General features: G+C 37.3%; 11 protein-coding genes and 2 pseudogenes. 9 read left to right on the top strand and 4 right to left on the bottom strand.

What is annotated here, in order from left to right; translation table 11 throughout:
- Positions 1-104 (bottom strand): annotated as a pseudogene (locus QNJ50_RS26540) (DUF1232 domain-containing protein); the annotation flags it as partial.
- Positions 105-337: 233 nt separating this feature from the next.
- On the opposite strand from QNJ50_RS26540, the gene QNJ50_RS26545 reads away from it, so the two are divergent.
- Complete coding sequence (locus tag QNJ50_RS26545; RefSeq protein WP_300641608.1) at positions 338-1,108, top strand: MotA/TolQ/ExbB proton channel family protein; 771 nt, start codon at positions 338-340, stop codon at positions 1,106-1,108.
- 48 nt (positions 1,109-1,156) lie between these two features.
- Positions 1,157-1,801 (top strand): biopolymer transporter ExbD, encoded by a 645-nt coding sequence (locus QNJ50_RS26550; protein ID WP_300641610.1) that lies wholly within the window; start codon positions 1,157-1,159, stop codon positions 1,799-1,801.
- A gap of 326 nt (positions 1,802-2,127) precedes the next feature.
- On the opposite strand, the pseudogene psb29 reads toward QNJ50_RS26550, so the two are convergent.
- A pseudogene (gene psb29, locus QNJ50_RS26555) lies at positions 2,128-2,793 on the bottom strand (photosystem II biogenesis protein Psp29); the annotation flags it as partial.
- Between the two features lie 325 nt (positions 2,794-3,118).
- Here psb29 and QNJ50_RS26560 point away from each other — a divergent pair.
- On the top strand, positions 3,119-3,730 hold the full coding sequence (locus tag QNJ50_RS26560; protein ID WP_300641612.1) for a chromophore lyase CpcT/CpeT: 612 nt from the start codon (positions 3,119-3,121) through the stop codon (positions 3,728-3,730).
- Positions 3,731-3,832: 102 nt separating this feature from the next.
- Here the strand turns inward: QNJ50_RS26560 and QNJ50_RS26565 are convergent, their stop codons facing one another.
- Both QNJ50_RS26565 and hemF read right to left on the bottom strand, forming a co-directional pair.
- A complete protein-coding gene (locus tag QNJ50_RS26565) occupies positions 3,833-4,201 on the bottom strand; it encodes an STAS domain-containing protein (RefSeq protein ID WP_027843448.1) in 369 nt (122 codons plus the stop codon).
- A 186-nt stretch (positions 4,202-4,387) separates the two neighbouring features.
- Positions 4,388-5,443: an oxygen-dependent coproporphyrinogen oxidase gene (gene hemF, locus QNJ50_RS26570; protein ID WP_300641615.1), complete on the bottom strand. Its 1,056-nt coding sequence runs from the start codon at positions 5,441-5,443 to the stop codon at positions 4,388-4,390.
- A gap of 953 nt (positions 5,444-6,396) precedes the next feature.
- On the opposite strand from hemF, the gene QNJ50_RS26575 reads away from it, so the two are divergent.
- The 6 genes from QNJ50_RS26575 to QNJ50_RS26600 form a co-directional block, all read left to right on the top strand.
- Entirely contained in the window at positions 6,397-6,921 is a 525-nt protein-coding gene (locus QNJ50_RS26575) for an SRPBCC family protein (RefSeq protein WP_300641617.1), read from the top strand.
- Positions 6,922-7,193: 272 nt separating this feature from the next.
- Complete coding sequence (locus tag QNJ50_RS26580) at positions 7,194-8,264, top strand: Mrp/NBP35 family ATP-binding protein (protein WP_300641627.1); 1,071 nt, start codon at positions 7,194-7,196, stop codon at positions 8,262-8,264.
- 126 nt (positions 8,265-8,390) lie between these two features.
- A complete protein-coding gene (gene rodA / locus QNJ50_RS26585) occupies positions 8,391-9,704 on the top strand; it encodes a rod shape-determining protein RodA (RefSeq protein ID WP_300641619.1) in 1,314 nt (437 codons plus the stop codon).
- A 47-nt stretch (positions 9,705-9,751) separates the two neighbouring features.
- A complete protein-coding gene (locus QNJ50_RS26590) occupies positions 9,752-9,949 on the top strand; it encodes an NAD(P)H dehydrogenase subunit NdhS (RefSeq protein WP_027843444.1) in 198 nt (65 codons plus the stop codon).
- A 470-nt stretch (positions 9,950-10,419) separates the two neighbouring features.
- Positions 10,420-11,076 carry an HAS-barrel domain-containing protein gene (locus tag QNJ50_RS26595; protein WP_300641622.1) on the top strand — a complete coding sequence of 219 codons (657 nt, stop codon included), beginning with the start codon at positions 10,420-10,422 and terminating at the stop codon, positions 11,074-11,076.
- A 153-nt stretch (positions 11,077-11,229) separates the two neighbouring features.
- A partial coding sequence (locus QNJ50_RS26600; RefSeq protein ID WP_300641625.1) for a cation:proton antiporter occupies positions 11,230-12,639 on the top strand: 1,410 nt, incomplete at its 3' end.

The following is a 12,639-nucleotide window of genomic DNA, read 5'->3' on the forward strand; positions in this document are numbered from 1 at the left end:
CTTACAAGATAAACTAGTGTTCCTAAAATAATCCACCAGCGGTACTTGGGATTACGTAGTGTACTGCGATACCATTCATAAACAGATTGAACTGAGAACTTCATATCTTAATCCTTTAACTATCTTTAATTTTGACAAAAATCATCTTTAGCGTCCTGTGGAAATAACCGTCCTAACTTGTCTGGAAGATGCTACAGGAATGAAAAATCTCAATATTAACGGTTCTAAAGGCATATTAGTTAAATCTAACACTTGTATAAAAACTTGGATTAATTTATTTAATCCCAAAATAACGATGAGAAAATATTTGTGAGAGGAACGGAGGCAACTAAAAACAGTGGATATTGTAGATTGGTTTAATAAGGGTGGACCAGCAATGTGGCCGCTACTTGCCCTATCAGTTTTGGCTGTAAGCGTAATTTTTGAACGTTTATGGTTCTGGCTACAAATTTTGACTCAAGAAAGTCAAATCGTTAACCAGGTATTAAAGGCTGCTAGTAATAATTGGTCAAAAGCAGCTGAAATTGCTAGAAAAGCAACAAATCAACCCATTGGTAGATTTCTCTACGCACCCCTTAGTTTGTCAAAAGCCGATGCTGAGACTTTTCGTTTAGCACTGGAAGCAACTGCAGAAGATGAAATTGCAGGAATGCGGCGTGGTGAAAAAATCTTAGAGTTAGTGATTGCTCTATCGCCGTTGCTAGGATTATTAGGTACGGTGTTGGGATTAATTCAGTCTTTATTCGCAATTAAATTAGGGGACCTGGGAACAGATGCTGCTGCTGGTGTACCTAAAGGTATTGGAGAATCTTTAATTAGTACTGCAACAGGTTTATTGGTGGCGATCGCAGCCCTGGTATTTTATCGGTTATTCCAAGCTTTTGTAGTAAATCAAGTGAAAATATTTCGCAAAGCTGGAAATGATTTAGAGCTACTTTACCGACAATATCCGCCAGATTTTAGTAATCTTGCTACTGAAAAAAGTTTACCTTCTGGTATGGAAAGTACACCTGCTTCAAAACAAAATCGCTTTAATTCTCGCCGCTCAAAGCGTAAAAATACAGCATCGGAAAATCCTGAATTACCACCAAAATCCCACCGAGAATAATCAGATCGACCTCAATTTTAATTGCTATCGGGTTGAGACACTAAAAAAATGAAAATTAACCTGCATTCTCCAACAGAAGAAGCTCAAATTCATATTCTTCCCCTGATTGATGTTGTTTTTTGTATTCTGACTTTTTTTCTGTTAGCTGCCTTGAATTTTACTAGACAGCAAGCAATTAATGTAGATTTACCTAAAGCATCTTCAGGGACATCTGCTACAACTAATATTCAAGGGAAACGCAATATACTACCCATAACCATAGATGCTGTTGGTTTAACTTATGTAGAAAAACAGCAGGTCGATGAAACTCAATTAAAATCTAATTTAAAAAAATATCTTGAGGAAAATCCTCAAGGAACTTTAGTTCTTAATGCTTCTCGTTCGGCAACTTATAATGATGTTGTAAAACTGCTAGATTTACTAAGACAAGTGGGAGGTGAGCGCGTAGCTTTAGGAATTATTCCAGGTCAGGAAGCAAGTTCTCAACAACCCTTATCCCCCAATTTGAATCCTTCGATAAATAATCCTGGACTGCCAGTTTTACCAAACTCATTACCACCCAACTCGTTACAAAAAACTCCTAATAATTCTGAAATTAATCCTAGTTTTAATAATATTCCATTACCAACATTACCAATCCAACCCAAAACTAGCTCACCTGCACCTCAAGCACCTCCTGCTCCCAACCAATAAATCCTTGAGAAACATTGAGGTTGACTAAAATTCTTCACTAAAAATTATCTGAATATAAAGACGTAGCAAGCTACGTCTTTACAAGGTTTCATTGTGCATTATTTTGCCAAACTATTACCATGTAGAACCCAGTTCAGTTAGAGAATAATCTAAGATACAGTTACCATCAGAAAATATCTTAACTTAACTACTTACTCCCCAGAATTTGAACTTGGAGGAGTAGTTACTGTGTTATCCGAATTCTCATTCTCAGAAGTATTAGGGCTGGAGGCTTCAGGATTAGAAGTTTCAGGATTAGAAGTTTCAGGCTTTGAACTTGTAGAATACTTACTACGCTGTTCGCGCTTCTTACGATCAGCTGACAAAATATCTGCCATGACAACCAAGGTTTGTTGCATCTTTTCTAAATTAGAGCGATACAACTCCAAGTCTTTACTGAATTTATCTTGGGAAAGATTTAAACCAGTGGCGATTTTCTGTAATACTTCAGCTAGCTGCTTTTCATCCTTAACTAAATCTGGATTTGAGCATTCCAGTAAAGAAAATATACCAATAGCGAATAGGCGACTGTATTTAAATTTAGGATTATTTGAAATTGATTCTAATAGCGCTTGTAATTCAGCATCCTTGTCCGAATAATTTTCCTGTCCTAAACAAGCTATTAGCCCTTGATAACCTAGGTTTTTTGCCAAGGTTTGCAGTTTTTGGCTGTCTTGTTGGTAAACTTGTGGCTCTTCTTCTATAGCTTTAACTAAAGCATTAAAAATCGATTCGGTATCCTTTTGTGGATTGTAGCCTTTCATGAAGCGTTCAAAAACTGTGACGACGCCCAAGGCATAAATTGGATTGTAGGAAAAATCAACATTTACCGAATTCAGGTGCATTTCCACCATTAATTCTTCAACTACCCGACGATAAATACTGTTAATCGGGCGGGTATGAAGGGTGTAGAAACTTCTTTTAGTATCAGAAACAGTACGAACGTTATTCACGTAGAAAAATTTAATTATTCAATAATGTCAGGGCGACGTATACTCATTCTCTCTCGTCAGGCGATCTTTGCCAAGCTCAATCTTTCAATCAGGGTATATTCAATAATATTCAACGGACGTAAATCTGTTGAGTTTATGAAACTCCATAAACAACTTAGGTATTTTGTCGTGTTAAAGCATGACGTTGTGCTATCGAGTTAGAAAAAGTTAATGGACTTTTGGAGGATCCCCAATCGGATCCCTGAAAGTTTACTTTTTTATTTTAAATATTTTCTCTGTGTTACTAGCAAGAAATTATAATGCTTCATAATTGTTGATTACGCTTATGAACGTATCGTCAGATTTAATTACTTTGGGCAATTATTTAGCGGGTGAATTCGATAATCAGGAACAAGCTATAGCTGAACCTGCTTGGTATGTCAATCTACGCCTTTGGCAAGTTCCTGTAGATTTATTTCCTGAAGACAGCTTAGCTTTGTTTGCCGAACAAGTTAATACAATTACCCCAAATAATCCATATCGCCAACGTGTAATGCGATTACAAATCAACCGCAGCACTAGCAAAGAATTATTACAAGTACAGTATTACTTACCCAAAAATCCTACAAAGTTAGCTGGTGCAGGTCGCGACAGAGAATTGTTAAAGAAATTAAAACCCTATGACCTAGAGTTACTTCCAGGCTGCATTCTTAACATTGAAAAGCGCATAATTACTGACAATAACTATCATTTCACTGCAAAGCCTCCAAGAGACACAAAATGTTGTTTTACGTTTCAAGATAAAACAATACAAGTTTCCCTGGGATTTGAAGTCACAAACTCTCAGTTATTTAGTTATGACAAAGGAGTGGACCCACAAACGGGACAAGCAACTTGGGGAGCAATATTAGGCCCGTTTTCTTATACTAAGAGAAAACAGTATGGATTTTTTGCTTAAGTTTCTGAGGTTTTACTTAAGTTTTCTGAACAATAGATAATCTTTCACAAAAAGACTACGAAACTACCCTAAGCAAATATCTAGATTAAATTTAACCCCATCTTAAGTTTTTATACTACGTGGCACTCCTTCCAAAGCTTCCTCCTCTGTTTCAAAAATTTCAAATACGGTATCCATCATTGTGACTTCAAACACTAACTTTGCTTCTGGATGAACGTTGCAAATACGGAAACTACCTTTGACTTTATCGGCATCACGCATGCCAGCAACTAAGGAAGTCAAACCAGAGCTATCAATAAAATTAACTTGACCTAAATTAACCACCACATGAGAGCTCAGTTTAGAAATACACTCTTGTAACTTTAGGCGGAATTGCCAAGCCGTAGTGATATCTAAGCGTCCTGATGGTGTCAAAACAATAACAGTATCACCCTCTTGGGTTGTATAACTCTTTTGCTCTATTTGAATCACTGAGATTCCCCTTAGCACTTTTTGAATTAACTACAGTTTTTCTAGCTTAAATGTTGTTCCAGCAAAACTCTGCTGATAAATAGCAAAAAAATCACCGGAACAACAACATATACTGTAGCTTGACATTACAAGCTACAGCTATAAATATGACTTTAATCGCTAGATACTTATTTTTAGTAGTTTAACTCACACCGATTTGCTGTGACTTGGAGTCCAATTAGCCCAATTTTGGGGTTTTAAGAAAGTTTCATACAACTCGGCTTCAGGGGATGGTGCTTCTGGTTTATAACAATATTCCCAGCGAACTAAAGGTGGTAGGGACATCAAAATTGACTCTGTACGTCCATTAGTTTGCAAGCCGAAAATTGTACCTCGGTCGTAAACTAAATTAAATTCTACATACCTACCACGACGATATAACTGGAAATTGCGTTCGCGATCGCCATATTCTTTATCTTTACGCCTTTCAACAATTGGCAAGTAGGCGGGCAAAAATGCTTCACCACATGACTGGACAAAACTAAATAAATCCTCCCAACTACGTTGCTCGGGCGCACCTATTTCACTACTATATTTTGCTGCATCACCGTCTTTATTGCGACCACGGTAAAGCAAACCCCTTCCATCTTGATAGTCGAAAAATAAGCCGCCAACACCTCGGGTTTCTTGACGATGCTTCAAATAAAAATACTCATCGCACCATTTCTTAAATACTGGGTAATATTCTTTATGATGATCATCACAAGCTTTTTTCAGGGTTTGATGAAAATGTGCTGCATCTTCAGCAAATGGATAGTAGGGGGTCAAATCTGCTCCACCACCAAACCACCATACAGGTCCAGCTTCAAAGTAACGATAATTCAAATGAACAGTTGGTACGTAGGGACTGCGAGGATGCAATACCATTGAAGTACCGGTTGCATAAAACTTATGTCCCGCAGCTTCTGGGCGCTGTGTCAAAATTGATGCGGGTAAATTTTCACCCCAAACTTCGGAAAAATTAACCCCTGCTTGCTCAAAAACTCCGCCATCGGTTAGTACTCGCGAGCGACCGCCTCCTCCTTCTGGGCGTTCCCAACTGTCCTCGCGAAATGTTTCTTTACCATCTATTTCAGTCAAACCTTGGGCGATTTCATCTTGTAACTGTTTCATCCACTGACTGACTCTTTCTTTAGCATCAGTGGGAGGTAAAGATTTGTGATCTTTTTGGGGGGATGTGGGTGCTTGCGAGTTTGTCAACATAAATTCTCGGACCTAGATTAAGATTCCCATTGCTCAAATGAATTTTTCCAACTTAAATCCATAGATCGTTAATGATTATGAATTATGGATTCTTAATATCTTGCACCATTCTCAACAATACCTAGTTATCCGGGAAAATACACGAAATATTAAGACTTTTGATACTTATTTTTTCGTAATTAACCAAGGTTTGCTTTTTGTGCAAGATACCAGGATTTTGCTCTAGCAAATAGACAAAGACAATAATGTTTGCCTTGCTTTGCTGATTTTTTGCCAGGAAATTTGCGGATTTACGCCATTACTGACATGAAGGCTATTTTCTCTTAAATTTGGTTTCTCTTGAACGTTAGTTAACTTTTTGTGACTTAATTCAATTCACAAAGAGACATTTTTTACTTAAGAGCAAGCTTTACTGATGTAATACTGGCTAAAAATTCAAAATTCCGGTTTTTCTCTTTGACTGATACAAGATTTTGTCAATCTAGAGCAACTATCAAGTATAAGCTCGATATTTGACCAAAACATAATTGTTAATTAATTTGAACTTAAATAGTTTTTAGTAAAAAAATATTGTTTTATGCGTAGTGAATTGTTTGTAATCTAAAAGGTATGCTGGGATAGGGAGTGCTTATCTTAATTTTCCCTCAGTTTTGCTAGTAACCTACAACTAACAATTAAAGTCATGGGTTGCACTTTCTCGTTTTGTAAAATAGTTGCGCTGAATGCCTTATCTGATAAGATTAATCCTTACAATAGTTTTAATTAATACAGTATTGGCTTGTTAACTATATTTATATTTAATTGATATTTGTATTTTGTATTTACTATGTTCAAATAGAAATTTGCTCCCTTTCATTATCAGCAGAGTAGACACAGCTGGGAAATTCAGCTACAAAAGACCGATCTATCAAGCCAAATTTGTCAACAATTAAGCGCTAGGAGGATTTAGGAAAATGAGAAGTTGGTTATCTAAATTCATCCACCGCAAACGTCGTCGATTTTGTGCTTCTTTAGTACGAACTTATAGAGAAATTAGTCCCGTGTCAGTGGACGAACTATGGCAAAAGTTAGTAGATTTGGGGGATGTTTCTTGGCATCCCCTTTTTAAAAGTACTAATGTTCCATCCGGTTTAGTACCGAAGCCCGGATTGATTTTTCAAGCAGTGACCAGATTCTCGCCGATTCCGATCCGAATTTTTGTTGAGCGAGTCAGCCCCAGAGAACTTTTGAGTATCCGAGTTTTGGCAATTCCGGGTATTGAAGAGCGATTGACCTACAGAGTTGAATCTACGGTTTGTGGTACTTGTTTGTCATATTCAGTAACTTTACGTGGTTGGTTATCGCCTTTGATTTGGTCTTTTTCTCGTCCCTACGCAGATCGTGTAGCTCGAGCCTTAATTGAAGCAGTTGAAGAAGCGAGACTCAGTAGTGTTAGCAGTAAAAATAAATCTTTAAAAAATAGTTGTTTTGATTTTTAATTTTGGTGAGTAGAATTTATCATCAAAAGAAATCTGCTAGTGCTATTTAGCTTTTGACAATCTTAAATTAAATTTGCTTATTAAAAGCTAGAAAATATAGAAAATTGCTGCTTCCTCAAAACTAACTAAGGGTTGTTCGTAGTGATATACCTAAAGATAGTCATAGAGAAAAAGTATTTGTAAGCCTCAAGCTCTTATTACCCAATAGCGATAAGATGCAATTAGAAATTGCATTTTGTCAACAATATTGTGGTAGCAAGGGTGATAACACTATGAATAATGTCTTAGATTCTGATTCAGTACTGGAGATTCTGCGACCGGTTCAAGACCCAGAACTCCGCAAAAGTCTGGTGGAATTGAATATGATTCGCAACGTTGAGATTGATGGTAGTAAAGTAAGTTTCACCTTAGTACTAACAACACCAGCCTGTCCTTTGCGCGAATTTATTGTTGAAGATTGTCAAAAAGCAGTCAAAACTTTGCCAGGTGTGACAGATGTATCCGTAGAAGTTACAGCAGAAACTCCCCAACAGAAAAGTTTGCCAGACCGTAGTGGTATTGCTGGGGTCAAGAATATTCTGGCTATTTCCAGTGGTAAAGGAGGGGTAGGAAAAAGTACCATTGCAGTAAATGTTGCTGTTGCTCTAGCCCAAACCGGAGCCAAAGTAGGTTTGCTCGATGCAGATATTTATGGACCCAACGATCCAGCAATGTTAGGTTTAAGCGATGCCGAAATTAAAGTTGAATCTACAGAAAAAGGAGATATCCTCCACCCAGCTTTTAATCATGGCGTTAAACTAGTCTCAATGGGATTCTTAATTGATCGGGACCAACCAGTGATTTGGCGCGGACCGATGTTAAATGGTGTTATTCGCCAGTTTCTTTATCAAGTTCAGTGGGGGGAACTAGACTATTTAATTGTTGATATGCCACCCGGTACAGGGGATGCTCAGTTAACTTTGACACAAGCAGTACCAATGGCAGGAGCTATAATTGTTACTACCCCTCAGCATGTAGCATTGTTGGATTCGCGTAAAGGTTTGCGCATGTTCCAACAAATGAATGTCCCAATCTTAGGGATAGTGGAGAATATGAGTTACTTTATTCCCCCAGATATGCCAGATAAACAATATGACATTTTTGGATCTGGTGGTGGCTCAAAAACTGCAGCCGAATTAGAAATACCTTTGTTGGGTTGCATCCCATTAGAAATATCTGCCAGAGTAGGCGGTGACAGTGGCGTGCCCATAGTAGTGTCTCAAGAAGATTCAGCTTCTGCACAAGCTTTAAAAAAAATTGCCCTTGCTATTGCAGGTAAAGTGTCAGTTGCAGCACTTACATAAAGTAAAAGTCACACCAAAATACCAAAATAAGTTCATTTTTGTCTGATTCCCGGTCTATTGTCTGGGAATACAGATTTTTAGAAGCACCTAAATTTAAAATCTAAAAACGATAATATAAAATCACCGATGTTGTTAAAAAGGTCACGTTACTCTACTGCCAAAATTCGCTGGAAGTCTTGGTTTAGACCATGGCATCAAGTTGACTTATTATTATTTATTCTAGTAGTTACACTTACAATCTTTGGCGGAATTATGATTCGTTCCGCCGAACTTAACCAAGGACTAAATGATTGGTTCTGGCATTTAGTTACAGGTGGAGTTGGTCTGTTTTTCGCCTTAATTTTGGCTCGTATCCGTTACGAAAATTTGATTCAGTGGCATTGGATCACCTATGCAATAACCAATGCAAGTCTGATTGCAGTAATGATAGCAGGTACAAGTGCTAAAGGTGCCCAAAGGTGGATTCCTATTGGGGGGTTTTACATACAACCTTCCGAATTTGCCAAAATAGGGGTAATTATTACTCTAGCTGCTTTACTACACAAACATACTGCGGATAAACTTCCCAATTTTATTCGTGCTTTAGCAGTTACTGCAGTTCCTTGGCTTTTGGTATTTTTACAACCAGATTTGGCAACATCTTTAGTATTTGGTGCGGTAGTTTTAGCTATGCTCTATTGGGCAAATGCAAATATAGGATGGCTAATAATTCTTATTTCACCAGTCGTTGCAGCAATAGTTTTTAGTATACAGTGGCCTTTTTCGGTCTCCATAACAAAAGACTTATACCTTGCACCTTTAGGACTAATTTGGGCGTTGACAATGGGTCTTATTGGCTGGCGTACCCTACCTTGGCGTCGTTACAGTATTAACTTCTTTGGCCCATTATTGGTTAACATTGTGTGCGGTCAATTGGGAATGTTTGCCTGGACTCATTTATTAAAAGATTACCAAAAAGGTCGAATAACCTCATTTTTAAACCCAGATGCAGACCCTTTAGGTATTGGATATCAACTTATTAATTCCCGAATTGCGATCGGAGCAGGAGAGATTTTTGGCTGGGGCTTAAATAAAGGTCCAATGACTCAGCTTAATTTTGTTCCCGAGCAACATACAGATTTTATCTTTTCAGCTGTTGGTGAAGAATTTGGATTTATTGGTTGTTTAATATTAATTGCTTTATTCTTTTTCGTATGTATGCGACTTTTGCACATAGCAAAGACAGCTAAGGATAATTTTGGTTCGCTCTTGGCCATTGGCGTCTTGGCTATGATTATATTCCAAATGAGTGTGAACATTGGGATGACTATTGGTTTAGCACCTGTAGCAGGTATTCCTTTACCTTGGATGAGTTATGGTCGTTCGGCAATGTTAGCAAACTTCCTTGCCATCGGTTTAGTGGAGTCAGTTGCTAATTTCCGTCATTTTCAAAAGTATTAGCGATATATGATTTAAGTTATCATTGGAAAAACTTAAAGCTAGAAGTTATGATTCTCCCTGGAGCAATTGTTCGCGTTAAAAATTCTGCAGATACCTACTATCGCTTTGAAGGACTCGTACAACGGGTGAGCGATGGTAAAGTTGCTGTGTTGTTTGAAGGTGGAAACTGGGATAAATTAGTTACTTTTCGGTTATCCGAGTTAGAGCCCGTAGAGCCAACAGCAGGACGCAAAAAAACTAAATAATCTACTCTCAAGATTCCAAAACAAAATATACATCAACAATTCTTGCTCGGTGATTGTAATATCCTAATTACCAAGCAAGAATTAAGTGTCAAGTAGAAACTAGAAATTTAGATAAATCTCTATAAAGATTTTACCTAATTTTATTTTTCTTCTTAACTAATATTTCTCTTTAGATGCAACCTGATAAAAGTCCGGCGGTTTCTAGATATTAAAAAACGTGGTATTTTATCCATTACTCCTACATAAGTTTTTTGTATTTTCTTTGTAATTTTTCTGTGATTTTCCTCCAAAAATTATTACTGAAATTATTTATTAGTAAAAAATTGAAGCTAAGATAGTTAAAATATTCGAGAACGGTAAAAATATCATCGTTCTTATTACCGATTTTTCTTTTTGACTTTCCCATCAGCTAAGTAACAAGTTATTATTACTTAGCTGCATATCTACAACCTTATGATGACAGCACTGCTATGCGTCTTCCCCTGCCACAGTTTGACAGGAGTGATCGCCATCCAAATCATATTGCGGAGGTAATTGCAACTTCGACAACGGAATTTTTAGCTCAGTGTTTGGAACCAGAAGATTTAAGTTTTCCCCCAATGCCGCCTTTTGGTAGTTGGGTTTCTTGTACTGACGAAGAATCAGGCAATCAGATATACGGAATTGTATATTATGTAACAACGATGCCCATCGATTCCGTACACCGACCCGTAGCTTTAGGGTTATCTTTACAGGATTTAAGAGAAGAGCAGCCTCAAATATTTGCTATGCTCAAAACTGAGTTTAGGGCGGCAATTGTGGGGTATAAGCCGTCATCAGAGATAGCAGTTAAGGACGATTTTGTGTATCAGTATTTACCCCCTCGTCCTCCACAAATTCATCAAGCAGTTTATCGATGTGAGCCAGAAGATATCATAAAATTTACCGAAGAACTAGATTTTTTACGCACATTACTAATGGTTAATGGCGCGCCAGTAGATTCATTAACCGCAGCAGCAATTAGAGAAGTATACAGATTACGTAAAGCCGACAGGCAATGGCTTGTTAATGCTGGACGAACACTAAGTGTACTTTTAAAAGATGACTATGATCGCTTGCGATTTATTTTAAGTCAAATCCACCCGTAGGTAGAGTTCTAAGACAGTTAATTACGAATATAAATATCAGCCAAATTTTTGTGTTGTTTCCTTGGGTTCTACTGTTTGTTTTTTGCTCGTAAAGGCAATTGATTTGGGATAGTCCCAGCCTTGATTATTGCCCTCAATATGCATTTCCTACCTATGGAATTCTTATCTCAATTTCTGGTTCTAGGAGCCAACATACAAGTTTTTGAACCAGAAGCAATTGGAGCTTTTGCAATTGTACTGGTAGTGATTCTGACCGTGCCGATTATCTTTGAACGGCTACGGATACCAGGATTGATTGGTTTAGTTTTCGCAGGAACATTCCTTGGTCCTGGTGGTTGGAATCTAGTTCATGCAAATTCCAGTATAATGAATTTGCTTGCCAACATCGGATTGGTTTATCTGATGTTTATCGCAGGACTAGAAGTAGATATAGATTTTTTTCGATGTCATTTAAATCGTTCTTTGGGATTTGGTTGCTTTAGTTTTGGTATACCTTTAATACTAGGAACTTTTTTGGCACGATTATGTGGTTTTGAATGGAACACAGCCTTATTGATCGGTTCTTTACTTTCTTCTTATAGCCTGCTGGGATATCCGATTATTAGCCGTTTGGGAGTTATTAATAATCGAGCGATCGCGACAACCATTGGAGCTAACATCCTGAGTGATTTTGGAGCACTGCTAATTTTTAGTGTGTGCTTGGTCATTCATCAGTTGAGCTTAAATGTTTTTGAATTACTTGCTTTTTTGGGCTGGTTAACTATTTATTCAACTTTACTAGTTACAGGTTTTTATTGGGCTGGAAAAGAATTTTTTCGACGTTCTGGTGATGATGAAGGTAATCAATTTTTATTTGTAGTGTTGGCAGTTTTTCTTGCAACTGCTGGAGCTCAATTTTTGGGAGTAGAAAAAATTATTGGTGCTTTTTTGGCAGGCTTTGCACTGAATGAGTTATTGGGTAAAGGAGCAGTTAAAGAGAAATTATTGTTTGTTGGCAATATCTTACTTATTCCGATATTTTTTGTTAACTTGGGTGTTCAAGTTAATTTAGCTTCTGTTATCACTAACCCAGATACTTTCAATTTAACAGTTCTACTGATAATTATTTTACTAGTCAGTAAATTTGTTGCAGCAGTAATGGGTAGATTTATATACCATTACAACTGGCAAGAAACCTTGAGTATGTGGTCTTTATCTTTACCTCAAGTTGGAACAACTTTGGCAGCAAGCTTAATTGGATTTCGAGCAGAATTAATTAACGAGCAAGTTTTAAGTAGTATTGTTGCTCTAATGTTGCTAAGCTCAGCTTTGGGTCCTTTAATTACTTCTAAGGTTTCAGCAGGTTTAAATACAATTCAGGTAACAGAAAAAACTCCAGTAAATTCGCCAATTACTAAGCATGCTTTAGGAGATAATCCCTATACTATTGTTGTACCTGTTTATAATCCCCAAACGCAACAGCATTTAATGGAAATGGCAGCTTTATTAGTACGACAAGCGAAAGGAAAAGTTATACCCTTAGCCATTGCAACTGCTGCTAACCATATGGATGCTCCTCAAGTC

The organism is Mastigocoleus sp. MO_188.B34 (assembly GCF_030065675.1).
Classification (GTDB): Bacteria; Cyanobacteriota; Cyanobacteriia; order Cyanobacteriales; family Nostocaceae; genus Mastigocoleus.